Source organism: Streptomyces sp. 796.1 (genome assembly GCF_047525675.1).
Taxonomy (GTDB): domain Bacteria; phylum Actinomycetota; class Actinomycetes; order Streptomycetales; family Streptomycetaceae; genus Streptomyces.
The window spans coordinates 62,908-87,167 of sequence record NZ_JBLIWA010000003.1 but is presented as its reverse complement, the minus strand read 5'-3'; the positions used below and the strand labels follow the sequence as shown (position 1 = coordinate 87,167).

At 73.7% G+C, this 24,260-nt stretch carries 18 protein-coding genes; 5 read left to right on the top strand and 13 right to left on the bottom strand.

Annotated features, from left to right (window positions below; all coding sequences use genetic code 11):
* Positions 1-133 precede the first annotated feature (133 nt).
* From ACMA1D_RS03140 to leuA, 3 genes are all read right to left on the bottom strand, one after another.
* Positions 134-2,269 carry an MMPL family transporter gene (locus ACMA1D_RS03140; RefSeq protein ID WP_414722299.1) on the bottom strand — a complete coding sequence of 712 codons (2,136 nt, stop codon included), beginning with the start codon at positions 2,267-2,269 and terminating at the stop codon, positions 134-136.
* Positions 2,270-3,024: 755 nt separating this feature from the next.
* Positions 3,025-3,747, bottom strand: coding sequence for a TerB family tellurite resistance protein (locus ACMA1D_RS03135; protein WP_414722298.1), 723 nt, complete (start codon positions 3,745-3,747; stop codon positions 3,025-3,027).
* Positions 3,748-4,278: 531 nt separating this feature from the next.
* Positions 4,279-6,129, bottom strand: a complete 1,851-nt coding sequence (gene leuA, locus ACMA1D_RS03130) for a 2-isopropylmalate synthase (protein WP_414722297.1) — start codon at positions 6,127-6,129, stop codon at positions 4,279-4,281.
* Positions 6,130-6,428: 299 nt separating this feature from the next.
* On the opposite strand from leuA, the gene ACMA1D_RS03125 reads away from it, so the two are divergent.
* The 3 genes from ACMA1D_RS03125 to ACMA1D_RS03115 all read left to right on the top strand — a co-directional run bounded on the left by ACMA1D_RS03125 (position 6,429) and on the right by ACMA1D_RS03115 (position 8,897).
* Positions 6,429-7,586, top strand: a complete 1,158-nt coding sequence (locus tag ACMA1D_RS03125) for a M4 family metallopeptidase (protein WP_414722296.1) — start codon at positions 6,429-6,431, stop codon at positions 7,584-7,586.
* A gap of 103 nt (positions 7,587-7,689) precedes the next feature.
* Positions 7,690-7,956 (top strand): protealysin inhibitor emfourin, encoded by a 267-nt coding sequence (locus ACMA1D_RS03120; RefSeq protein ID WP_414722295.1) that lies wholly within the window; start codon positions 7,690-7,692, stop codon positions 7,954-7,956.
* 107 nt (positions 7,957-8,063) lie between these two features.
* Positions 8,064-8,897 carry a GNAT family N-acetyltransferase gene (locus tag ACMA1D_RS03115; protein WP_414722294.1) on the top strand — a complete coding sequence of 278 codons (834 nt, stop codon included), beginning with the start codon at positions 8,064-8,066 and terminating at the stop codon, positions 8,895-8,897.
* A 200-nt stretch (positions 8,898-9,097) separates the two neighbouring features.
* Here the strand turns inward: ACMA1D_RS03115 and era are convergent, their stop codons facing one another.
* The 4 genes from era to ACMA1D_RS03095 form a co-directional block, all read right to left on the bottom strand.
* A complete protein-coding gene (gene era, locus ACMA1D_RS03110; protein WP_414722293.1) occupies positions 9,098-10,039 on the bottom strand; it encodes a GTPase Era in 942 nt (313 codons plus the stop codon).
* A gap of 250 nt (positions 10,040-10,289) precedes the next feature.
* The gene (locus ACMA1D_RS03105; RefSeq protein ID WP_414722292.1) at positions 10,290-10,970 is read right to left on the bottom strand and encodes a hypothetical protein; all 681 of its coding nucleotides are present in this window, start codon (positions 10,968-10,970) and stop codon (positions 10,290-10,292) included.
* Entirely contained in the window at positions 10,967-11,320 is a 354-nt protein-coding gene (locus tag ACMA1D_RS03100) for a cytidine deaminase (protein ID WP_414722291.1), read from the bottom strand. Before ACMA1D_RS03100 ends, ACMA1D_RS03105 begins: the two co-directional genes overlap by 4 nt.
* A gap of 94 nt (positions 11,321-11,414) precedes the next feature.
* Positions 11,415-12,398, bottom strand: a complete 984-nt coding sequence (locus tag ACMA1D_RS03095; protein ID WP_414722290.1) for an SDR family NAD(P)-dependent oxidoreductase — start codon at positions 12,396-12,398, stop codon at positions 11,415-11,417.
* Positions 12,399-12,818: 420 nt separating this feature from the next.
* Between ACMA1D_RS03095 and ACMA1D_RS03090 the strand changes: the two genes are divergently transcribed.
* Positions 12,819-16,301, top strand: coding sequence for an AAA family ATPase (locus ACMA1D_RS03090; protein ID WP_414722289.1), 3,483 nt, complete (start codon positions 12,819-12,821; stop codon positions 16,299-16,301).
* Between the two features lie 222 nt (positions 16,302-16,523).
* Here ACMA1D_RS03090 and ACMA1D_RS03085 read toward each other — a convergent pair whose 3' ends face one another.
* The 4 genes from ACMA1D_RS03085 to ACMA1D_RS03070 form a co-directional block, all read right to left on the bottom strand.
* On the bottom strand, positions 16,524-17,876 hold the full coding sequence (locus tag ACMA1D_RS03085) for a hemolysin family protein (RefSeq protein ID WP_414722288.1): 1,353 nt from the start codon (positions 17,874-17,876) through the stop codon (positions 16,524-16,526).
* Positions 17,877-17,886: 10 nt separating this feature from the next.
* Positions 17,887-18,384, bottom strand: a complete 498-nt coding sequence (gene ybeY / locus ACMA1D_RS03080) for an rRNA maturation RNase YbeY (protein WP_414722287.1) — start codon at positions 18,382-18,384, stop codon at positions 17,887-17,889.
* A 113-nt stretch (positions 18,385-18,497) separates the two neighbouring features.
* Complete coding sequence (locus ACMA1D_RS03075; protein WP_414722286.1) at positions 18,498-19,520, bottom strand: PhoH family protein; 1,023 nt, start codon at positions 19,518-19,520, stop codon at positions 18,498-18,500.
* A 417-nt stretch (positions 19,521-19,937) separates the two neighbouring features.
* Positions 19,938-21,035, bottom strand: a complete 1,098-nt coding sequence (locus ACMA1D_RS03070; protein WP_414722508.1) for a carbohydrate kinase family protein — start codon at positions 21,033-21,035, stop codon at positions 19,938-19,940.
* 648 nt (positions 21,036-21,683) lie between these two features.
* Here ACMA1D_RS03070 and ACMA1D_RS03065 point away from each other — a divergent pair.
* Positions 21,684-22,451 (top strand): alpha/beta fold hydrolase, encoded by a 768-nt coding sequence (locus ACMA1D_RS03065; RefSeq protein WP_414722285.1) that lies wholly within the window; start codon positions 21,684-21,686, stop codon positions 22,449-22,451.
* 218 nt (positions 22,452-22,669) lie between these two features.
* Here the strand turns inward: ACMA1D_RS03065 and ACMA1D_RS03060 are convergent, their stop codons facing one another.
* Both ACMA1D_RS03060 and ACMA1D_RS03055 read right to left on the bottom strand, forming a co-directional pair.
* Complete coding sequence (locus ACMA1D_RS03060) at positions 22,670-23,590, bottom strand: ribonuclease Z (RefSeq protein ID WP_414722284.1); 921 nt, start codon at positions 23,588-23,590, stop codon at positions 22,670-22,672.
* Positions 23,591-23,595: 5 nt separating this feature from the next.
* Positions 23,596-23,955: a histidine triad nucleotide-binding protein gene (locus ACMA1D_RS03055; protein WP_414722283.1), complete on the bottom strand. Its 360-nt coding sequence runs from the start codon at positions 23,953-23,955 to the stop codon at positions 23,596-23,598.
* Positions 23,956-24,260 lie beyond the last annotated feature (305 nt).

Genomic DNA, 24,260 nt, shown 5'->3' with positions numbered 1-24,260 from the left:
GCAAGCCGCACCGCAACGTGCCGCACCGGCAGAAGCTCCGTTCTGCCCCGGCCAGCGGCTCGCGCCCCGCGCGCCGGCCGGCGCCGTGGTGGGCGCGAGGTCGGCGGGCGGGGCGCCCAGCGGTGGGCTTCGGTCACCCCACGCGCTCGGCCGTCGTCAGCTCGCCCGCGCTGGCCGGGCCGGTCGGTATCTGTGCGGACTGGCGGCGGAAGAGCTTGCCCGGCCACCAGACCCAGCGGTTGAGGAGCAGGCTCGCCGAGGTCACCAGGTAGGTGCGGACCAGGAAGGTGTCGAGCAGGACGCCCACCGCGATGATGAAGCCCAACTCCAGCATCATCGCCATCGGCATGGTTGCGAGCACCGCGAAGGTCGCGGCGAGTACCAGGCCCGCGGAGGCGATGACGCCTCCCGTGGTGTGCAGTGCGGTCAGGGCCGCCTGCGGCGTGCTCGCCCCCTTGACTGCCTCCTCACGCATGCGGTGCATCAGGAAGATGCCGTAGTCGACGCCCAGTGCGACCAGGAAGACGAAAGTGATCAGTGGCAGCCCGGGGTCGATGCCCTCCAGCCCGAAGGCCGATTCGAAGAGAAGCCCGCCCAGGCCCGTGGCCGCTCCCCAGACCGCGACCACGGCGCCCACCAGCATCGCCGAGGCGACCAGGCTGCGCAGCAGTGCTATCAGGATCAGCAACACCGCCAGCATCACCAGCGGGATGACCACCTTGCGGTCGTCGGCGTTGGTCTTCTCCAGGTCGATCTGTTCCGCGCTGGCGCCGCCGACCAGGGCCTCGCCACCGTCGAGGTCGGTGAGTGCGGAGCGCAGTCGCTTGATGGTGCGGACCTCGCCGGACGACTCGGGGGCGTCCTTGGCGAAGGCGCTGATCTCGGTCCAGCCTGCTCCGGTTCGGCCACGCTCCGCGCTGGCTATCCCCTCCTGAGACCGCACGGTGCTCAGTACGGCGTCCGCGCTGCCCGTGGGGGCCATGATGGTCAGAGGCTGGGCGCCCTGCTCGGGGTACTTCTCGGCGAGGGTCTCCATCGCCGAGACCGATTCGGGCTTGTTGGTGAAGGTGTCCTCCTGCTTGAGGTCACCGGGGGCGTTCAACGTGCCGAGGGCCAGCGCCCCGAGCAGCACCAGGCCGCCCACCAGGAAGGTGACCGGGCGGCGGCTGACCGAACCACCCATCGCCGCGAAGACGTTGCGCCGACCGCTCTGGGTGCTGCCGTACGCGGGGATCAGCGGCCAGAACACGCGGCGGCCGAGCAGCACCAGGATGGCGGGCAACAGCGTCATCATCGCCGCCAGGGCACACACCACGCCCGCCGCGCCCACCGGGCCGAGCCCCTTGCTGCTGCTCAGGTCGGCCGCGAGCAGGCACAGCAGGCCGGCCGCCACCGTCCCGGACGAGGCCAGCACCGCGGGGCCGCAGCCACGCACGGCGGCCACCATCGCGTCGTACGGGCGCGGGTGTCGGCGTAGTTCCTCGCGGTATCGGGCGACGAGGAGCAGGGCGTAGTCCGTGCCGGCGCCGAAGACCAGGACCGTCATGACGGCCGAGCTCATCCCGGTGATGGTCACGTCGAACGCCTGCGACAGCCCGTACACCACGGCCATCGCGGTGACCGTGGCGGCGCCGACGACGATCAGCGGCACCAGCCACAGGAAGGGGCTGCGGTAGGTGAGGATCAGCAGGACGGCGACGACCCCAGCGGTGGCGAACATCAGCGTGCCGTCCACGGTCTCGAAGACCTTGTTGGCGTCGGCGCCGAGGCCGCCGGAGCCGCCGACGTCCACGCTCAGCCCCTCGGGGTGGTCGTCGACGGCCTCCCTGATGTCGTCGACCGCCTTGTTCTGGTCCTCCTCGTCGGGCATGCCGCTGAGCGACACCCCGTACATCACCGTCGTGCCGTCCTTGGAGTCCACCGCCCGGGGCTGCTGGCCGCCACTGAACTCGTAGTCGTCGGCCAGCTTCGCCACGTGCGACCGGGCGCTGGCCCGGTCGGCTTCGGTGAGGCCGCTCTCGCGGTGGTAGACGAGGATCAGATCGGTGGTGTCGCCACCGGGCATCGCCGCCTGGAGCTCGGCCACGCGGGTCGAATCAGCGCTGGCGGGGAGGTAGTTGACCGCGGTGTCGTCCTGGACGCCGCTGAGCTTGCCGGCGAAGGGCATGGCCACTGCGAGGACGGCGATCCACAGGCCGATCAGGGACCACGGCACGCCCCGCCGCTGTCTCTTGCTCGCCACGGGGCCGGGCGCTCCCCTGGGCGCCATGTCGCCGCCGGCACCGTCTGGTCCGTCGCCGGCACCGCCCGGGCCATCGCCCGGCACCCCGCCCCCTCGTACGCCGTCCGATTCCCGCGCGGCCCCTGCGCCCGCGTCGCCCCTGGTGGTCCGTGTGACCGCCATGCGGGCCCCCCTTCTCTGCCTGGTGTGCTGACACATCCAGGTTTCCGGGCTCGGGGGTGGGAATCGTCGGCGCGGGGAGGGAGATGGGCGGTACTTCGACGGGGCTTAGTGGCCTGGTGTTACTCCCTGGGGAGTACTCCGTGCAGCGTCCTCGGCGGCTGGGGAGCCGGGAGCCGCAAGCCGCGCACCGGGAGTCCGGAGTCTGAAGCCGCAGGTCCAGGAGCCGGTCACGGCATCAGCTACCAGGGGGAGTACGCACCGCCCCGCCCGGCCGGACGGCCCAGCGGCCCAACGAAGAACTCCCCCGCCCCCGTAAGAACGCCCCCACTCCCCCCGTAAAAGCGCCACCCCCCGCACGTCCACCGGCCCGATCGCCCCGCCGGCCACCCACCAAACCACCCCCGTCGCACCACGCACCAGCCACCAGCCACGGCCACGGCCACGGCCAACGAGCAACGAGACTCCCCCAGCCGGGAAGCCACAGACAGACAGTCCCGTACGGGCAGTCACAGATGAGCAGGCGCAACCAGGAAGCCACGCGCGGAAGCCCCAAACGGGCAGCCACAGGCAGGAGTCCGCAACAGACGGCCGCGAAGCAGGGATCGTGTGCTTGCGGCCGGTCAGGACGCCGCGTGGGAGGCGGCGAGCAGCAGTCGTGCCGTGTCGTCGGGGTCGAGTGAGAGGGCGCGGCCGACCGTCTCCAGGACGGCGCGCTCGGCCGGGCAGTAGGTGCCGTCGGCCAGGGCGATGCGGGCGCCCTGGAGCAGGATGCTCTCGCGGCCCGCGGGGGCCAGGTGGGGGGCTAACGGCTCCAGCGCCTCGTGCAGTTCGATGGCGAGCGCCGTGCTCGGGTCGCCCAGGCCGAAGGCGAGGGCGTCCTCGTCGCCCGCGATGCCGGGCAGTCGCCCGGTGTCGGCGACCAACGCGGCGATCAGATCGAGCAGTTGCTCTTCGTCGCAGTCCGCGTACCCGGCGGCGCGCACCGCGCCGACCGCAGCCTGGCGCACGGGGCGCGCCTCGGTGCCGCCGGCGGCGAGTACGGCGAGTGCGACGGTGTGGACGGCGTCCCTGAGCATGGCCGACAGCCGGGTGGTGGTGGGGTGGTCGAGGGCTTCGGTGCCGTAGCGGGAGCGGCAGGCCGAGCATTCGACGACCGGTGCCACGGGCCCGCGCGGCAGCAGGGGCAGGCCGAGCACGACGACTCTGCGACGCCCCGTCCGCCGCCGGTAGTTGCGGTCGCCGCCGCATCCGGTGCAGAAGAACTCGCCGTCGCCGACCGTGCGCCAGCTCGTGCGTACGCCGATGACGCACAGGCTCCGTTCGCGTGTCTCTCGCGCGTACATCGCGTGGCACCTCCCTGACGCTTCGCATCGCTCCGTTGCGTTGCTTCACCACGCCTCTGCACTTTTGTTACCCATCTGCAAGCAGAGCCGCCGCCTCGACGTGATGTTAGCCACATCTGAGACGCGGCGTCAGTACCCCGTACGGAGACAACTGTTGTTACTCCCCGGAGCGTCCTGCGGGCGTGGCGTCATCCTCGGGTGCCTCGCCTGCCGAAACGGCGGGGCGGGCTCCGTCGCGGTGCGGGCCGCGGGTGCCGGGAATCGACCGAGAATCCCACGTGCCGGCGGGGGCGGTGGGCCGTGCGCCCCTGCCGGCCAGGCCAACCCCACCCAGCCGCGCTCCGCCCCGCGCCGGCGCACGCACCCCAAGCCGCCCCGCTTCAAGTCGCCCCGCTCCAACGCCCCGTCCTAAGCCCGCACCACGCCACGCTCACCACGCGCCACCACGCGACGCGTCCCCCGATGACGTGCCGACCGAAAACAACGCGTCCCCGGCCGGAGTCCAGCCCGGCCGGGGACGCGGAGTCGTGGTCAGCGGGCCGCGCGGTTGACGGCCGAGACGACCGCCTTGAGCGAGGCGCGCGTGGTGTTGGCGTCGATGCCGATGCCCCACAGCACCTTTCCGTCGATGGCGCACTCGATGTAGGAGGCGGCCTGGGCGCTGGCGCCCTCACTCATCGTGTGCTCCTGGTAGTCCAGCAGGCGTACGTCGATGCCGATGGACTGGAGCGCGTGGAAGAACGCGGAGATGGGGCCGTTGCCCGAGCCGGTGAGCGCGGTCGGGGTGCCGTCCACGACCGCCTCGACGGTCAGCGTGTCGGTGCCGTCCTTGTCGGTCGTGCTCTGGCCGTTGCGGAGTTGGATGCGGCCCCACGGGCGCTGGTCGGAGCCGGGCTCGGTGGGCAGGTACTCGTCCTGGAAGACGGCCCAGATCTGGTCCGGGGTGACCTCGCCGCCCTCGGCGTCGGTCTTGGTCTGGATGATCTTCGAGAACTCGATCTGCATCCGGCGCGGCAGGTCCAGTTTGTGGTCGTTCTTCAGGACGTAAGCGACGCCGCCCTTGCCGGACTGCGAGTTGACCCGGATGACCGCCTCGTACGAGCGGCCCACGTCCTTGGGGTCGATGGGCAGGTACGGGACCTCCCAGACCAGGTCGTCCACCGTGGTGCCGCGCTCGGCCGCGGTGGCTTCCATGGCCTCGAAGCCCTTCTTGATGGCGTCCTGGTGGGAGCCGGAGAAGGCGGTGTAGACGAGGTCGCCCGCGTACGGGTGGCGGGGGTGGACCTCCATCTGGTTGCAGTACTCGGCGGTCCTGCGGACCTCGTCGATCTGCGAGAAGTCGATCTGCGGGTCCACGCCCTGGCTGAACAGGTTCATGCCCAGGGTCACCAGGTCCACGTTGCCGGTCCGCTCGCCCTGGCCGAACAGGCAGCCCTCCACCCGGTCCGCGCCCGCCATGACGGCCAGTTCGGCGGCGGCGACGGCGGTGCCGCGGTCGTTGTGCGGATGGGTGGACAGGCAGATGTACGCGCGCCGGGACAGGTGGCGGCTCATCCACTCGAAGCGGTCGGCGTGCGTGCTGGGCGTGGAGCGTTCGACCGTGGCGGGCAGGTTGAGGATGATCTCGCGGCCGTCCTCGGGCTGCCAGACGTCCATGACGCCCTCGCAGACCTCCAGCGCGAAGTCCAGTTCGGTGTCGGTGAAGATCTCCGGGCTGTACTGGTAGCCGAAGACGGTGTCGTCGCCGAGGATCTTCTCGGCGTACTCGACGACCAGCCGGGTGCCGTCCACCGCGATCTGCTTGACCTGCTCGCGGCTGCCGCGGAAGACCACCCGGCGGAAGACCGGCGCGGTCGCGTTGTACAGGTGCACGGTGGCGCGGCGGGCGCCGCGCAGCGACTCCACGGTGCGTTCGATCAGCTCTTCGCGGCCCTGGGTGAGGACGGAGATCGTCACGTCGTCGGGGATCGCGTCCTCTTCGATGATCGAGCGGACGAAGTCGAAGTCGGTCTGTCCGGAAGAGGGGAAGCCGACCTCGATCTCCTTGTAGCCCATGCGGACCAGCAGGTCGAACATCTCCCGCTTGCGGGCCGGCGACATGGGGTCGATCAGCGCCTGGTTGCCGTCCCTCAGGTCGGTGGAGAGCCAGCGGGGGGCGGTCGTGATGCGCCGCTCGGGCCAGGTCCGGTCGGGGATGTCCACGGCCTCGTACGGGCGGTAGCGGTGCACGGGCAGGGCGGACGGCTGCTGGGTGCGGGTGGCGGCGGTGAGCGGGGTGGGGCGGCCGACGGGGCGCGGGGCGCCGGCGGGCCGGTCGCCCGCTGCGGTGCTGGAGGGTGCGGTGCTGGTCGCGGCGTGCGGCGGGTTCGATGCGTTCGACATGGTGCGCGGGGCTCCTCGGGGTCCGCTGGGGCCGGCCGACGGGGCGGAACGTCCGCATCACCGAACTCCGCGGGGAGGGGGTCGGCCTACGACTACAGGCCCTCGCCGCGGCAGCTAAGGAGAAGCAGCCCAAAACGCATGATGTGGAGCAGCGTAACCGAGCAGCGAGAGAATGCCGTACCCCGTATCACTATGCGGGATGGGGGGCCGTCACGCGCCTGCCGGGGTCAACCACTCGTTTTTGGTAATCCCCTCGGCCAGTCATGACAGGTCCCGGGGCCGGTGCCACATTGCCTCCCATGGACGACTCACGCACCCACCAGCACCGGTCCCCCGCCGCACCGGCGGGCGCACCCCCCACCGACCGTCCGGCCGCGCAGCGGCCCGACCGACCGGCCGCAGCTCGGGCCGGCGTCTTCTGCACCATCGTCCCGCCGCACGTCCTGGACAAGCTGGCCAGGGCGGAGGACCCGGCGCTCCACGAGCCGGCCCGCCGCACCCTGGAGCGGGACGCGCTCCAGCGGACCAGGCGGCGCATCACCACGGTGCGCGGCGTGCGCGCCACGGCTGCCGGCCGGCAGCCGTCCGACCAGCCGCAGCGCACCATCTACGACGCCGGCAACCGGGAGGAGCTGCCCGGCGAGCAGGTCCGCGCCGAGGGCGAGGAGCCCGGCAGGGACGCCAGCGTCAACCGCGCCTACGCGGGGCTCGGCGCCACCTTCGACCTGTACCTGAAGGTTTACGGCCGCAGCTCGATCGACGGCAGCGGGCTGCCGCTGGACGCCACCGTGCACTACGGCCAGGACTACGGGAACGCGTTCTGGGACGGCGAACGCATGGTCTTCGGCGACGGTGACGACGAGGTCTTCCGCGATTTCACGCTGCCGCTCGACGTCATCGGCCACGAGCTCACGCACGGCGTCACCCAGTACACGGCCAACCTGGAGTACTTCAGCCAGTCGGGCGCGCTCAACGAGTCGATCTCGGACGTCTTCGGCTCGCTGATCAAGCAGTACGCGCTGGGGCAGACCGCCGACCAGGCCGACTGGCTGATCGGGGCCGAGCTGCTGACCGACCGGGTCACCGGGGTGGCGCTGCGTTCGATGAAGGCGCCGGGCACCGCGTACGACGACGACGTGCTGGGCAAGGACCCGCAGCCGGCGACGATGGACGACTACGTGCGCACCGGCGACGACAACGGCGGTGTGCACATCAACTCGGGCATCCCCAACCACGCCTTCTACCTGGCCGCGACCGATCTCGGCGGCCCGGCCTGGGAGCGTGCGGGGCAGGTCTGGTACGACGTGCTGACCGGCGGTGAGCTCGCCTCGGACGCCAATTTCGCGGACTTCGCGCGGCTGACCCTGGCCGCCGCCGAGTCCCGGTTCGGGGTCGGCGACGAACATCGGGCGCTGGAGAAGGCGTGGTCGCGGGTGGGCGTGCCGACCGGCGCCTGAAGCACTCGGGCGCGGGCGGACCCGGGCCGGTGGCGCCGGCTCGGACCCGCCCGCTCCTCGGCGCGGGTAGCCAGCCGGGCCGCCGGCCCGGTAGAGAGGGACCATGCGGATTACCGTCACCAGGACCGGCGGTTTCGCCGGCATCACGCGCCGGGCCGAGCTGGAGAGCGCCGGTCGGCCCGATGCGGCGCGCCTTGAGGAGTTGGCCCGTGCGGCGCTCGGCGAGGGGTCGCGGTCCGCCCCGGTGGGCGTCGCCGACGGCTTCCAGTACCGGATCGAGGTCGACGGCGCCCCGGTGTACTGCGCCGATCCGAAACTCACCGAGGGGTTGCGGGAGCTGATCCGTACGGTGCTCAAGGAAGGGGCGTGAGGGCGCGCGGGGCGGCTGCCGGCGGTATCGGCTGAGGCGCCGGGGCTCGCCGGCGCCCCCTCAAAACCCAGTGGCCCGGCGCACCGACGTGTTGCTTGGATCGCAGCATGACCCCTCACCGCCCCCTGCTGGCCCGCCTGGAACGGTTCTATGACGCGGTGTCACGTCCCGTCGCCCGGGCCGAGGACATCGGGCCGCTGACCTTGTTCGTACGCGAGGGGACCGGCTGGCCGCTGTACGCGCGGCCCGCGCTCGGGTCGACCGGGCCGGTGCGCGCGGACGACGTGGACCGGGTGCGGGAGCGGCAGCGGGCGCTCGGGCTGCCGGAGAGCTTCGAATGGGTGGCGGAGACCACGCCGACCCTGCGGGCGGCCGTGGAACGCTCGGGCCTCGCGGTGCGCGAACACCCCCTGTTGGTGCTGGGGCCCGGCGCGCTGCTGCCGATGGTGCGGCACCGGCCCGACGGCATCACCGTACGGATGGTCGCGCCGGCCGATCCCGCGCTGCCCGGTGCGTTGACGGTGCCGCACCTGGCCTTCGCCGACCCCGGCACCCGGGTCGGCTCAGCGGGCCCGGCGGAACTGGTGGCGGCGCTCCCCCGGTACGGCACGCCGGATGCGGTACGGGCCGCCGCCGACGGCATCCGGGCGGGGCGGACGGCGGTGGCGGCTGCCGTGGACGACGCCAGCGGGCTGGCGCTCTGTGCGGGGCAGCGGCTGGTCGTCGCCGACGTCAGCGAGATCGTCGGGGTGGGCACGCTGCCCGCGGCCCGGCGCCGCGGGCTCGCCCTGGCAGTGACCGCGGCCCTGGCCGCCGACGCCCGCACGCGCGGGGTACGCACCGTCTTCCTGTCCGCGTCGGACGAGGAGGTGGCGCGCCTGTACGGGCAGATCGGCTTCGTCCGGGTGGGGACGGCGCTGATCGCGGGGGCGGTGGAGTAGGGGCTGGTGGGGCGGCTGAGCGGCCCCACCCGGCCCGGGTGGTACGAACCTGCCCCGGGGCCGGGTCCGGCTGCTCGGCCCACCCGGCGGTAGGCGCCGCTGGCAGGGCACCGGCGGTACGCGGCGCTGTCAGGCCACCGGGCGGTACGCGCCGTCGTCGGCCCGGGCGGTGAGACGCGGGGCCGCCCGCCCGGTCTGGGTCAGAAGCCGAGCTTGCGGAGTTGCTTCGGGTCGCGCTGCCAGTCCTTGGCGACCTTGACGTGCAGGTCGAGGAAGACGGGGGTGCCGAGCAGCGCCTCGATGTGCTTGCGCGACTTCATGCCGACCTCCTTCAGCCGGGCGCCCTTCGGGCCGATGATGATGCCCTTCTGGCTCGGCCGCTCGATGTAGACGTTGGCGTGCACGTCGAGCAGTGGCTTGTCCTTGGGGCGGTCGGCCCGCGGGATCATCTCCTCGACCACGACCGCGATGGAGTGCGGCAGTTCGTCGCGTACGCCCTCCAGGGCCGCCTCGCGGATCAGCTCGGCCACCATGACCTGCTCGGGCTCGTCGGTGAGGTCGCCCTCGGGGTAGAGCGGGGGGCTGGTCGGGAGCAGCGGGACGAGCAGGTCGGCCAGCAGGTGCACCTGGGTGTCGGCCACCGCGGACACCGGGACGATCTCGGCCCACTCGATGCCCAGGTCGCGGCCGAGGCGGTCGATGGCGATGAGTTGCTCGGCCAGTTGCTTGGAGTCCACCAGGTCGGTCTTGGTGACGACCGCGACCTTGGGCGTCTTCTTGATCTCGGCCAGTTCGGCGGCGATGTACCGGTCGCCGGGGCCCAGCTTCTGATCGGCGGGCAGGCAGAAACCGATCACGTCGACCTCGGCCCAGGTGGTGCGCACCACGTCGTTGAGCCGCTCGCCGAGCAGGGTGCGCGGCTTGTGCAGGCCGGGGGTGTCCACCAGGACGAGTTGCGCGTCGGGGCGGTGCACGATGCCGCGCACGGTGTGGCGGGTGGTCTGCGGCCGGTTGGAGGTGATGGCCACCTTGGTGCCGACCAGAGCGTTCGTCAGGGTGGACTTGCCCGCGTTGGGGCGACCGACGAAGCAGGCGAAGCCCGCGCGATGGGGGGCATCGGTGGAGGGGGTACGAGCGCTCATGTGCTCATTCTCCCCGATCGGGGCGGCGACCCGGACCATCCGGGGGTGCCACGGCGGCCCACCGGCTTCGGACCGGCCCGGGGGCGGGCGCCGCGTACGGGGTGGCTGGTGCGGGGCTGGCGACCCCGTACGGTGGCTGACGTGCGGCCCGACGGCCGGGGGCGGGGGGCGGTGCGCGCGGACGACGTGGACCGGGTACGGCGGGCCCAGCCGGTCGCAGTCGGTGTGGCGGTGGCGGTGGCGGGCCCGGTCACCGGCTCGGGGTCAGTCGACGGAAGAGCCAGACCACTCCGCCGAGCGTCATCAGCACGGTGGCGGCGAGCACGAGCCAGTGGGTGCCGTTGCCGCTGGCCCAGTCGTAGATCAGACCGGCCCAACAGATCACGGCGGCCACCACCGCACCGCCGACCATGAGCGGGTCCGTCTTGTCGGCCCGCCGGGTGTCACCGCGCCCGAGGTGGACCTTGCGCACGGCCTCGGGCAACAGGATCAGCACCCAGGCCAGCGTGAACCAGGCGAAACCGTCCCCGGACACCGCATCCACCGCCACGCTGACCAGCAACAACGTGCCACAGACCAACAGCGCCCAGCCCACCGCCGAGCCCTCGCCCCGCGGTGCGGGGGCGCTTCGCGGTGCGGGGGTGCGCCCGGGTGCGGGGGCGGTGGGCTTGGTGGCCGGGTCGGTGGCGGGTTCAGCGACCGGGCCCGTGACCGGATCGGGGGCCGGGGCCGGTTCGGCGACCACGCCAGGGGCGGAGCCGGTGGCGGGTCCGGGGACTGGATGCGTCGTGGCGGGATGCGTCGTGGCGGCCGGCCCGGTCGTGGCCCGCGGGCCGGCCGCGTCCTTCCCGTCGGCGCCGTGCGCGTCGGGTGCGGTCGCGGACCCGGCGGCCTGTGCGGTGCCCCGCCCGGGCAGGTCGCCGGCGGTCATCCCGCGGCCACGGTGGCCCGCGGCGCGCCGTCGGGACCGGCGAGGATCACCGGGGTCTGCGGGCCGCCGAGGTCCCGTACGGCCGCCAGGTCCTCCGCCGCCACCGCGGTGGCCTCGCTCACCACGGCAGCCGCCTCCAGTGACGTCGCACCACTGGCCACGGCCATCGCGACGGCCGTCTGCAACGCGCTCAACTGGAGGGACGGCAGGGCGACGGTGCCGGCGACATAGGTACGGCCGGTCTCATCGCGCACGGCGGCGCCCTCCGGCACACCGTTGCGCGCCCGGGTGGACCGGGCGAGCGTGATGATCTTCTGGTCTTCCGGGCCCAAAGCCACCGTTTCGCTCATGTGCACGAGGATACGGCGCCGCCGCTACCGGCTGAAGGTGCAGGTGGGGAGGGGTGCCGCGAGCCGGGGCGGGGCGCGGCGGGGCCCGGGAGCCTCACTGCCCCGGCGGCTTGGGGAAGCCGTCGGGCCAGACCATGGCGCCCCCTGCGGTGCTGCCGCCGTCGACCGCGACCGAGGCGCCCGTCATGAAGGAGAACCGGTCGGACGCAAGGCCGAGCACCGCGTCCGCGATCTCCGTCGGCTCCGCCATCCGGCGCAGCCCCGGCACGTTGAGCGGACCCCACGCCTTCTTGAACGCCTGCCACTGGTCGTCGCTCAGGCCCGGCGGGCGGACCAGCGGGGTGTCCGTCGTACCGGGCAGGACGGCATTGATGCGGATACCGTGCGCGCCGTAGTCCAGCGCGGCCGACCTGACGATGCCCTCGATGCCGCGCTTGCTGGCCGCGTAACCCGCGTGGGCCGGGCGGACGCGCTCGGCGCCGCTGGAGGACGTGCAGATGATGACGCCGCCGCCGCGCTCGATCAGGTGCGGGATCTCGTACTTCATGGCGAGGAAGACCCCGCGTTCGTTGGTGCGGGTGATGTCGTCCCACTCGGCGACGCTCGTTTCGTGCAGCGGGCGGGAGAACTCGATGCCGGCGTTGTTGAAGGCGATGTCGAGGCCCCCGTAGCGCTGCGTGACCCGCTCGACGAACTCCGCCACCTGGTCGGCCTCGCGCACGTCCGCGCGCACGTAGCTGGCCTCACCGCCGGCGGCGCGGATCTCGCGCTCCACGGTGCGGCCCAGCTCGGTACGGCGCCCGCAGAAGCCGACGCGTGCGCCCTCGGCGGCGAACGCCTTGGCGGTGGCCCGGCCGATACCGGAGGTGGCGCCCGTGATGAGGACGACCTTTCCGGCGAACCGCCCCTTGCCCGCGCGTCGTTGCGCGGTCGGCCCGGTGTCGCGGCTACCGGCAGCGGCGGCAGGCCCGGCCTGGGCGGCCGAGAGCCCGGCCACCCCCGCGGCCCCGGCGAGCACCCCGTGCAGCACACCCCTGCGGCGGAACGTCGAACGGCCTTCGGGTGGAGTGGTGTTCATGGTGTTGGTCTCCTTTGGTGGGGTGGGTGCGGTGGTGGGGTGGGGTGGGTGCGGTGTGGTGGTTGTTTGTGGTGGGTTCGTCGCGGCGATGAGTTGTGTGTTCGTCGCACTAGTCGTGGGGGCTGTGGATGACCGTGCGCGGCTGGTTGCTGGGCGTGGTGCACTGAGTTGGCGGGGCGGTCGTGGGGGTGAGGCGGTCGTGGGAGGTGGCTCTGGTAGAGCGTGACGGGCTGGGTGGCGGAGCGTGGGGCGGTTGTGGCTATGGCTCGTGCGCGTGGTGGGGAGGAGGGGGTGGGGCCGGGGGCGGGGGGGGCGGGGCCCCCGGGATTCCGGCTCAGCCGCGTACCGAGCATCCACCGCCGAAGCACGGCCGAGCATCTGTCACATCGACTGGTCCGCACGGCGGGTTAGCCTCTGCCCATGGATGAGCCCCGGGCCCAGGTCATCGCGTTGTACGGGCGCGAGCGCGAACGGGCGGTGGTCCGCCGACTGGTCGCGGACGCCTGCGCGGGGCGGGGCGGGGCGCTGCTCGTACGGGGCGAGGCCGGCATCGGAAAGACGGCGCTACTCCGGTACGCGCTGGGCCACGCCCGTCGGGGTAGCGCGGGCCCGGCCACGGTGTGCTGCACCGGGATCGAGTCGGAGGTCACTTTGGCCTTCAGTGGCCTCCAGCAACTCCTCACGCCACTGCTGCACCACGCCGACGCACTACCCGAACCCCAGCGGGCGGCCCTGCACGGCGCACTCGGATTGGCCGCGCACCCCGCCACCGACCTCATGGTGTGCGGCGCGACTCTGGCACTCCTCGAACTGGCCGCGCGCGACCGGCCCTTGTTGCTCGCCGTGGACGACCTCCAGTGGCTCGACCCGGCAACGCAGACGGTGGTGCTGTACGCCGCCCGCCGGCTGCCGGGCCTGGGCGCGCCGGTGGCCGCACTGATCGCCGTACGGGACGACGGAGGCGGGTACGGGGACGGGGCCGGGGCCGGCACGTCGTACGCGGACGTCGCGGTGGCCCCCGTCGACGCCACCGGCCGGAGCCCTGCCGCACCCTTCGGCGCGGTGGGCGGCGCCTCGTTCGGTGCGGCTGGTGGGGCTTTGTTCGGTACTGCCGACAACGATCCGTTCGGCACGGCTGGCGGCGCCCTGTTCGGCGCCCCGCCCATCGCCCCGCCCGGCTCTCCGCCCGCCGTCCTCCGCGGAGCTCCGGTCGATGGCCGGCCGGCGTCCGGTGGGACCGCCGCGCCCCCTGGGGTCGGCGCGCTGGCCGCGCTCGACCTGCGCGGGTTGGCCGCCGCGGACGCCGCGGCGCTGTTGGCGGAGCACGGTAGGGCGCTGTCCGGCCCGGAGTTGGCCGCCCTGCTCGACGCCACCGGCGGCAACCCGCTCGCCCTCATCGAGCTCGCCGCCCCCCACACCGAGGCAAGGCCAGAGGCACAAGCAGGGCCAGACAAGGCAGCGATCACAGCCGAAGACGCAACAGACGGCACCCCCACGGACCGCACCCCCCACGCACGCGCGCGTACGGACCACGCACAGGCGCGCACAGACCGCAGGCGCGCGCGTACGGACCGCCCCCACACCCGTACCGACCCCGCAGCAGCCCCCCGTACAGGCTCAGTTGGAGGGCGAACGCCCTGGGAGCCGGAGGGCGCCGGGGCGCGGCTGCCGGGGGCCAGGCTGCGGGCCGCCTTCACCGACCGGGTCCGCCGGCTGCCGGCAGCCGAACGCACGTTGCTGCTGGTCGCCGCGGCCGACGACGGGGGATGCACCGACGTCGTACTGGCCGCGGCGGCCCGCTTGCAGGTGCCCCGCGCGGCCCTGAACTCGGTCGAGCAGGCCGGACTGCTGCACGTCGAGGGCGCCGCCCTGCGCTTCCGGCACCCGCTGGTGCGCTCCTGCCTGTACGCCGACGCGCCGTTCCTGGAGCGCCGGGCGGCGCACCTGGCCATCGCCGAGGAGTGGGCGGACCGCGCCGCACCACACCGCCCTGCCGACGGCAGGGCGCAGCACCCCGGGGTCCCGCCCGGCGACCCGGCCGCCGGCCACCTCGCCCACTGGCACCGCGCGCTGGCCGCCACCGGGCCGGACGAGGCGCTGGCGGCGGCGCTGGAGCGGGACGCCGGGGAGTTCGCGGCGCGCGGCGGGCTGGCCGCTGTGGCGGCGGCGCTGGCCCGGGCCGCCGAGTTGAGCCAGACGCCACAGGGCCGGGAACGGCGGCTGGCCGAGGCGGCGCACGCGGCGTGGAAGTCGGGGCGGGCGGACACCGCCAGGCGTCTGGTGGCAACGTCCGCCGTCGGCCCCGCCGCCACTGCCGCCGGGCCCGATGGCGAGCCGCCGGCGCTGGTCAGGCTCCGCGGTCTGTTGGCCCATGCCGGTGGGCCGCAGGACGCGGCCCACGACGAGTTGGTCCGTGCCGCCGACGCGCTGGCCGGCCGCTCCCCCGCCGGCGCAGCCGCGCTGCTCTTCATGGCCTGCGACGCCGCCGAACACGCCGGGCTCGACGCGGCGGCCCGGCGGTGCGCGCTGCGCATCGCCACGCTCGACGGCGCGCCCGGTTACCACCGTTACGGCCGCTGGCTCGCCGCCTCGCTCGCCGGGGACACCGCCGCCAGCGGGGCCGACCCGTGGCAGCTCCTGCGGCAGGCCCCGCAGGAGCTCGGCACCAGCAGCGCGCACCGCCTGCTGTGGCCGCTCGCCATCACGCGCGATGGGCCCGCGCCCCGGCTGGCCTGGGAGTTCGCGGAGGCGGCCGGGGCTTCGCTGCGGGCGTCGGGCACGCTCGCGCTGTTGGCCCTGCCGTTGGTGTGGCAGGCCGGCCTGGCGTACGACATCGGCCGGGTCGGGGAGGGGCGGGAGCTCGCCGCGGAGGCGGTGCGGCTGGGCCGGGACATGGACCAGCCGGTGCGGCGGGCCGACGCGCTCGCTGTGCTCGCCAGGTTCGCGGCGCTCGCGGGTGAGGACGAGGACTGTGCGGCGTACGCGCGCGAGGCGCTCGCCCTCGCCCTGCCCCTGCGCAACCGTGCCGCCGCGGCCGAGGCGCGCTGGGCGCTGGCGTCGGCGGCGCTGGCGCGCGGTGCGTACGGCGAGGCCGACGAGCACCTGACCGACGTCCACCGGCCGCACTCGCCCTACGCGCACTCCCGGATCGCCCGCCGCAGCACGGCCGATCTCGTCGAGGCGCGCCTCGCCGGGGGCGACCGGGCGGGGGCTGAGCGGTTGGCAGCGGAGTTCCTGGCCTGGGCCGGGCGGAGCGGGCTGGCGTGGGCCCGGGCGGACGCCGATCGCTGCCGGTTGCTGGGCGCCGCGCCGATGGGGCCGCCGGCCGTACGCGCGGAGCCACGGTCGGAGACGGAACCGGTGTGGCAGTGCGGGCCGCAGCCCGCTCTGGACACCGCGCCGGCAGAGCCACGGCCGATGCCGATGCCCCGGTCGGAGCTGGTGTCGGAGACGGAGACGGAGCTGGAGACGGTGCCGCGATCGGGGCCGGTGTCGGGGTCGCAAAGCGACCATCCGTACGTCCGTGCACGGCACGCCCTCGCGCGCGGGGAGCAGTTGCGGCGGGCGCGGCGCCCCGCGCAGGCACGGCCGGCGCTGCGGGAGGCCGCGGACCTCTTCGCCGCGCTGGGCGCCGCCCCGTGGCAGGAGCGGGCGGCGGGCCAGCTCCGGGCAGCCGGCGGGGCGGTACGGCGCCGGGCCGCGGACGCGCCGGGCCGGCTGACCGAGCAGGAGGCGCGGGTGGCCCGGTTGGCGGCGCGCGGGCTGACCAACCGGGAGATCGCGGCCCGGCTGACGATGAGCCCGCGCACCGTGGGCTACCACCTGTACAAGATCTTCCCCAAGCTGGGCGTCACGGCCCGCGGCCAACTCCGCGACCTGCCGGCCCTGCGCGGGGACGGCTGACGCCCCCGCCATCCCGCGCGCACCCGCGCGTACGCATCACGGCCGGGGCCCAAACCCGCCAGCCGAAGCCCGCCAACCAGCCCGCGCCTGCCCACACACCCACCCACGCCTACGCCCACGCCACCGCAGGTCAGACGCCCCCACGACCGCCGAACTCCGGGCCCCGGCTTCCGGGCCCACGGGCCCCCTGGCCCTCGGCCGCCAGGCTCCGCCCATTCGCGCCTAGTGGTCGCTCGTCGCGTCCTTGGCCCCGGGCGCCTCGTCCGCAGGGTGCGTCAGGTGCCCGGCGGCCCGTACCGGCTCGACCAGGACCGTGACGATGCGGTTGCGGCGGCCGGTCGGTGATTCGGCGGTCAGTCGCAGGGCGTGCAGGTCGGGGTCGGTGGTGTCCTCGCTGAGGTCCACGTCGGCGACGGCGCCGGCGATCGGGACCCGGCCGAGCGACTTGGCCAGCAGTCCGCCGACCGTCTCCACGTCCTCGTCGTCGAGGCGCAGCCCGTACAGCTCGCCGAGGGTTCCGATGTCGAGCCGGGCGGTGACCCGGTAGCGGTCTTCGCCCAGCGGTTCGACGGGCGGCAACTCCCGGTCGTACTCGTCGGTGATCTCGCCGACGATCTCCTCCAGGATGTCCTCGATGGTGACGATGCCGGCGGTGCCGCCGTACTCGTCGACGACCACGGCCACGTGGTTGCGCTGCTGCTGCATTTCGCGCAGTAGGTCGCCGGCGTTCTTGGTGTCGGGCACGAACGTGGCGGGCCGCATGGTGGTGGAGACCAGGTCGTTTTCGGAGTCCCGGTTGACGTGCGTCTTACGGACCAGGTCCTTGAGGTAGACGATGCCGACGACGTCGTCTTCGTTGTCGCCGGTGACCGGCATGCGGGAGAACCCGGAGCGCAGTGCGAGGGTCAGGGCCTGGCGGATGGTCTTGAAGCGCTCGATGGCCACCAGGTCGGTGCGCGGCACCATCACCTCGCGGACGAGGGTGTCCCCGAGTTCGAAGACGGAGTGCACCATGCGGCGTTCTTCGTCCTCGATCAGCGATTCTTGTTCGGCCAGGTCGACCATGGCGCGCAGTTCGGCCTCGGAGGCGAACGGGCCCTTGCGGAAGCCCTTGCCGGGGGTGAGCGCGTTGCCGATGAGGATGAGGAGTTGGGGGATCGGGCCCATCACGCGGGCCAGGGGCAGCAGCACGTACGCCGCTGCGGTGGCCGTGTTCAGTGGGTGCTGGCGGCCGATCGTACGGGGCGAGACGCCGACCGCGACGTAGGAGACGAGGACCATCACGCCGATCGCGATGGCCAGTGCCTCCCAGGTCTCGTCGTACGCGCGCACGCACGCGTAGGTGACGACGGCGCCGGCCGCGACCTCGCAGGCGACGCGGACGAGCAGGGCGACGTTCAGATAGCGGGTGGGGTCTTCGGCGACGGCCATCAGCTTGGCGCTGCCGCGCCGGCCGGAGCGCACCGCTTCCTGGGCCCGGAACCGTGTGGTGCGGGCCAGTCCCGCCTCGGCGCAGGCGGCCAGCCAGGCGACGACGACCAGCAGTACCGCCGCGGTGATCAGTTGTGCGTTCATCGGGCGCCGCTCACCGGGTGGTGGGGGCGGGGGACGGTCCCTCGATGCCGCGTTCGGCGCGCCAGTCGTCGACGATCGCCTTCTGGAGGGCGAACATCTCGGCGCGCTCGTCCGGCTCCTCGTGGTCGTATCCGAGGAGGTGCAGGCAGCCGTGGACGGTGAGCAACTGGAGTTCCTCGTCCATGCTGTGCTGGGTGGGGGCCTGGGCGCCCTGTTCCTTGGCCACCTCGGGGCAGAGCACGATGTCGCCGAGGAGTCCCTGTGGCGGTTCGTCGTCGTCCTTGCCGGGCGGGCGCAGTTCGTCCATCGGGAAGGACATCACGTCCGTGGGGCCCGGCAGGTCCATCCACTGGAGGTGGAGCTGCTCCATGGCGTCGGCGTCGACGACGATGACGGAGAGTTCGGAGAGTGGGTGGATGCGCATCCGGGCCAGGGCGTACCGGGCGATGTCCAGTACCGCCTGTTCGTCGATGTCGGTGCCGGATTCGTTGTTGACGTCGATGGCCATGGGGCTGCTGGTCTCTCCGAGGGTGCCGGTGTGCGGTGGGCTCGTCGGCCGCACCCGGCGTACCCGCCGCGACCGGTGGTCGGTCGCGGCGGGTCACCCGGTCGCCGGCCTGGTCAGGCCGACTTTCCGGTGCGGCTGTCGTACTGCTCGTACGCGTCGACAATACGGCCGACGAGCTTGTGTCGGACGACATCGGTGCTCGTGAGGCGGGAGAAGTGCACGTCCGGCACGCCTTCCAGGATGTCCTGCACCTGGCGCAGGCCGCTCTTGGTGCCCCCCGGCAGGTCGATCTGGGTGACGTCGCCGGTGATCACGATCTTGGATTCGAAGCCGAGCCGGGTGAGGAACATCTTCATCTGCTCGGGGTTCGTGTTCTGTGCCTCGTCCAGGATGATGAAGGCGTCGTTCAGCGTCCGGCCGCGCATGTACGCGAGCGGGGCCACCTCGATCGTGCCCGCGGCCATCAGGCGCGGGATGGAGTCGGGGTCGAGCATGTCGTGCAGGGCGTCGTAGAGCGGACGCAGATAGGGGTCGATCTTCTCGTACAGCGTCCCGGGCAGGAAGCCGAGCCGCTCGCCCGCCTCGACCGCGGGCCGGGTCAGGATGATCCGGGTGACCTGCTTGGACTGGAGCGCCTGCACGGCCTTGGCCATGGCCAGGTAGGTCTTGCCGGTGCCGGCGGGGCCGATACCGAAGACGATCGTGTGCTTGTCGATGGCGTCGACGTAGCGCTTCTGGTTCAGGGTCTTGGGCCGGATCGTGCGCCCACGGTTGGAGAGGATGTTCTGCGTCAGCACCTCGGCGGGGGTCTCCGCCTGTTCGCCGCCGTTCTCCGCCGCGCGCAGCATGGCGATCGAACGCTCCACCGCATCCTCCGTCATCGGTTGTCCGGTGCGCAGCACCAGCATCATTTCGTCGAAAAGGCGCTGGATCAGGGCGACTTCCTGTGGGTCGCCGACCGCGCTGATCTGGTTGCCCCGGACGTGGATGTCGGTCGCGGGGAACGCGTTCTCGATCACGCGCAGCAGGGAGTCGCCTGAGCCGAGGACCGTGACCATGGGGTGCTTGGCCGGAACGGTGAAGTGGGCGCGTGCCTGCCCCGGGACGGGGCTCTGGGCTGTGGATGTCTGCGTCATGGGCCGGCTCTGGGGCCTGCTCATCCCTCTTTCCGTGGTTCAGCGGCTTGGGATACCCAGCGTACGACGACACACCGACAAGGCCCGAGGCTTTTATCGGGGCCGGGTCCGGCCGCGGCTGCACAGGGTGTAACAACCGGGGTCGGCCGGGCCTTCCCCGGTGGGTCTTCCCCGCGGGGTGCCTGGCGGGTGCGCGGTGGGGTGGCCGGGCCCGGCGCCCCGGCTTGGTGTTCGGCCTGGTGGCGGCCCGGTGTCCGGCGCGCTGCCCCTGCCGGGTGCCCGGCCCGGCGTCTGGTCGGTGTCAGGCCTGGTGCCGGCCCCGTGCTCGGCGCGGTGCGCGGCAGGGGCGGGCAAGGCGCCCGGCCCGCGGCCCGGCGGGGACCCCGCTCGGCCCAGGGCCCCCGCCCCGCCCTCGCCTCAGGGCTGGCGGAAGCCGATCGTGGGCACCGCGCGGCGCAGCGGCCAGGAGGGCGGGGCCGAGGGCAGCAGGTCGTCCAGGAAGGCGTACCGGCGCAGCGCGCTGCCGTGCCCGGCGACCAGGCTCTGGTCGTCGAACGCCTGCACGTGCTGCCACCAGGCGGCGATCTCCACCCAGCCGGGCGCGGAGAGTGAGCCGCCGAATTCCTGCACCGAGAGGGCGGCGGTCAGGCCGGCGAAGGCGAGCCGGTCAGCCAGTGGCCAGCCGGCCAGGGTGCCGGTGATGAACCCGGCTACGAAGACGTCGCCGGCGCCGGTCGGGTCCATCGCCTCGACCGCGATGGCGGGCACCTCGGCGCTCTCGCCGGTGCGCCCGTCGACGGCGTAGGCGCCCTCGGCGCCCAGCGTCACCACGGCCACCGGCACCTTCTCGGTCAGCGCGCGGGCGGCGGCGCGCGGGCAGTCGGTCCTGGTGTAGCGCATCGCCTCGGCCGCGTTGGGCAGGAACGCCTCGCAGTGCTCCAGGTCGGCGAGGTCGGCCGGGTCCCAGCGGCCGGTGTCGTCCCAGCCGACGTCGGCGAAGATCCGGCTGCCCTTGCGGGCGGCGTGTGCGATCCACTCCTCGCGGCTGCCGGGTTCGAGCGAGGCCACGCAGGCGCGGGCGAGCGGCGGGCACTCCGGCGCGGTCTCGCCGTCGAAGGCGCCCTCGACGGGTGAGGCGGCCCGGGTCGGCGGCGCCTCGTGGCCGTGCGAGACCATGGTCCGCTCGCCCTCGTACGCCATGGATACGGTGACCGGCGAGTGCCAGCCGGGCACCGTGCGCGACAGTGACAGGTCGATGCCCTCGCCGCGGTCGAGGGCGTCCCGGCAGTAGTCGCCGTACATGTCGTCGCCGAAGGCGGCGGCCAGTGAGGTGCGCAGGCCGAGCCTGGCCAGGGCGGTCGCCATGTTGGCGACGCCGCCGGGGCTCGAACCCATGCCGCGGGCCCAGGACTCGGTGCCGCGCACCGGGGCCGAGTCCAGGCCGGTGAAGATGATGTCGAGGAAGACGGGCCCGGTCAGGTACACGTCGCAGGCGGGGTCGTCGGGGCCGCGCACCTGCGCGAGGGGGTCGAGTACGGGGCGGGCGGGGCCGCCCGAAAAGCCGGGCTGGCCGAGCGCGGGGCGGCTCTTGCCGGCGGTGCCGGGCCGCTCCTCGCGCGCGCCCGCGGGCGCGTGGTCCGCGTCGTCGAGATCGCCGTAGGCCGCGCCCTGTCGTGCGGAGCGCGCCGCGCCCCGTCCGCCGGGCCGGCCGCCGCTCGCCGGGGTGGTGCCGTCTCCGTCTCGCCGTGTCACGGTGTGCTCCCTTGCCGTACCTCGCCGTACTGCCTTGCACCCCAGACGCCCGGGCGTGCGGCTACCGCCGACGCGCACCCGGCGCAGGTGGGGCCTAGTGTGCCCGATCGAGCGCCCCGCCCGTCCCGCCCTTCCCGCCCGTCCCACTCCCCGGACGCCCGCTCGGCGCCCGCCACTTGGGGTGGCGCGGTGGGCGCGTTCGGGCGGCGCGGTGGGGGCGCGCCGGGCGCGGGTGGCTAGGCTCGCGTGCGCGCCTCGACCCCCTGCCCGGTGTTGACGGAACCGGAGGGTCGAAACTAGCTGGACCAGTGGAAACCAGCCGGACGCGCCGTAGCCGTCGGATCAGCCGGGTCAGTCGGGTCGGGCCGGCCCCGCGGCGTCGCCGGCGTTCACGATCGCAAGGAGCACAGCGTGCAGCAGGCCCCCGTGACACCCGAAGGCGATCTGATGCGGTGGGTGGAGTTTCCCGGGCGCGGGCCCGCGCGCGTGTACGTGCACGGGTTGGGCGCCAGCTCGCCCGCGTACTTCGCCGAGGTCGCCGTCCATCCGCTGCTTTCCGGCCACCGCTCGCTGCTCGTGGACCTGTTGGGGCACGGTCTCAGTGACCGCCCGCAGGGCTTCGACTACTCGCTCCAGGCCCATGCCGATGCCCTGGCCGCCTCTCTGACCTGGGCGGACGTCTCCGGTGCCGAGGTGATCGCGCACAGCATGGGCGGCTCGATCGCCCTGGTTCTGGCGGCCCGCCACCCGCATCTGGTCTCCCGTCTGGTGCTGGTCGACGCCAACCTGGACGCGCTGACGCCCGATCCGGACGCCGGTGGCAGTCGGGGCATCGCGGCCCAGTCGGAAGCGGAGTTTCTCGCCGGTGGCTGGGAGCGGGTGCGGGACCTGGCCGGGGCGCACTGGTGGGCCACGATGCGGCTGACCGACCGCGTCGCGTTGCACCGCAGCGCGGTCCATCTCGTCCGGGACACCCGGCCGTCGCTGCGCACCTTGCTGACCGAGTTGCCGGTGCCGCGCGGCTTCCTCTGGCCGGCAGCCGACGGCCCGCTGCCGGGTGCGGAGGCGCTGGCCGCGGCCGGTGTCCACCTCGCCGGCGTCCCCGACTGCGGGCACAACATCATGTTGGACAACCCGGAGGGCTTCGCCCGCGCCACGGCCGCGGCCCTCGCCCAGTGACCGAAACCCCACGGCTCCCTCCCTCCCCGGGCCCCGGGCCCCGGGCCCCGGGGCCCGGGGCCCGGGGCCACGCTGGCACGCGGCGCGTGCACGGGTGCGTCCGCTGGCCCGCGGCAGTGCACGGGCGCGGGCGCGTCCGGCGCGGCGCGAGTGGCCCGGCCCGGGCACGGAGGTCTCGGGCCTTCCGTCACCGGGCCAGGACGGCGAATCCGGCGGGTTCAGGCGCGCTTGGGCACGGCGATGCGCTGGAGGTCGCTGGCGACGACGAGTTCGCCCGTGAAGCCCGCAGCGCGGGCCTGCCGCTCGAACTCGGCGGGGTCGCCGTAGCGCTGGGAGAAGTGGGTGAGCACCAACTGCCGCACGCCCGCCGCGGTGGCCACCTGCGCCGCCTGGCCGGCCGTCAGATGGCCGTGCTCGGTGGCCAGTACCACGTCCTCGTCGAGGAACGTCGACTCGATGACGAGTTGATCGCAGCCGTCGGCGAGCGCGTACACCCCATCGCACAGCCTGGTGTCCATCACGAACGCGAATCGCTGCCCGCGTCTGACCTCGCTGACCTCTTCCAGCGCGACGGTCCGCCCGGCCACCCGCACCGCGCCCTCCCGCTGCACCGTGCCGACCAATGGCCCGGCGATGCCGTGCGCCGCGAGCCGTTCGGGGAGCATCCGCCGGCCGTCCGGCTCGACCAGGCGGTAGCCGTAGGACTCGACCGGGTGCGACAGCCGGCGCGCGCTCAGCGTGTACGCGTCCGTGACGGCGAGCGTGCCGCCGTCGCCGCCCACCGGCTGCTGGCCGATCTGGACGCTCTCGCGGTACGCCGTCGCGTACCGCAGCCGGTCGAAGAACTGCTGGCCGCTGGCCGGGTAGTGGGCGACCACCGGATGCGGCACCCGGTCCAGGTTGATGCGCTGGATGACGCCGGGCAGACCGAGCGAGTGGTCGCCGTGGAAGTGGGTGACGCAGATGCGGTGCAGGTCGTGCGCGGCGACCCCGGCGCGCAGCATCTGCCGCTGGGTGCCCTCGCCGGGGTCGAAGAGCAGGCCCTGGCCGTCCCAGCGCAGCAGATAGCCGTTGTGGTTGCGGTGCCGGGTGGGCACCTGGCTCGCCGTGCCGAGGACGACCAGTTCACGTACGGACAACTGGCTTACCCGGGGGGCCAGTTGAGGCCACGGCCGCCGAGGACGTGGGCATGCGCGTGGAAGACGGTCTGGCCGGCGCCGCTGCCGGTGTTGAACACGATCCGGTACCCCGTCTCGCCGAGCCCCTCACCGACGGCGACCTCGCCCGCCTCGCGCAGCACGTCGCCCGCGATCTGCGGCTCGGCGGCGGCGAGCGCCGCGGCGTCCGCGTAGTGGGCCTTGGGGATGACCAGCACGTGCGTCGGCGCCTGCGGGTTTATGTCGCGGAAGGCCAGCGTCGTCTCGCTCTCGCTGACCACGGTCGCCGGCACCTCCTTCGCCACGATCTTGCAGAACAGGCAGTCGGCCTGCGGTTCTCCCGCCATCGCCCAGGTCTCCTTGTGCGCCGTCCGGTGAGGGTTGAGATACCTGGCATGCTAGCGGCCCCCTCTGACACTCCGGGTGACTGCCCCGACCGCAACGGCCCCATCCGCACCGCCGTGCGCCGGAGTTGCCCGCCCGTCCCCCGCGACGCCATCCACGGGACGGCCGAGGGCCACCCGCGCCACGTGTGGGCGCCTACCGCCCCGCCTTCCCCGTGTCTCCGCCCACACGGCCCGTGTTCCGCTCGCCGCGCGCCCGGCGCTCTCGCGTGCTCCGTGCTGCGAGGCCCGCGCCCTGTCCGTACGCC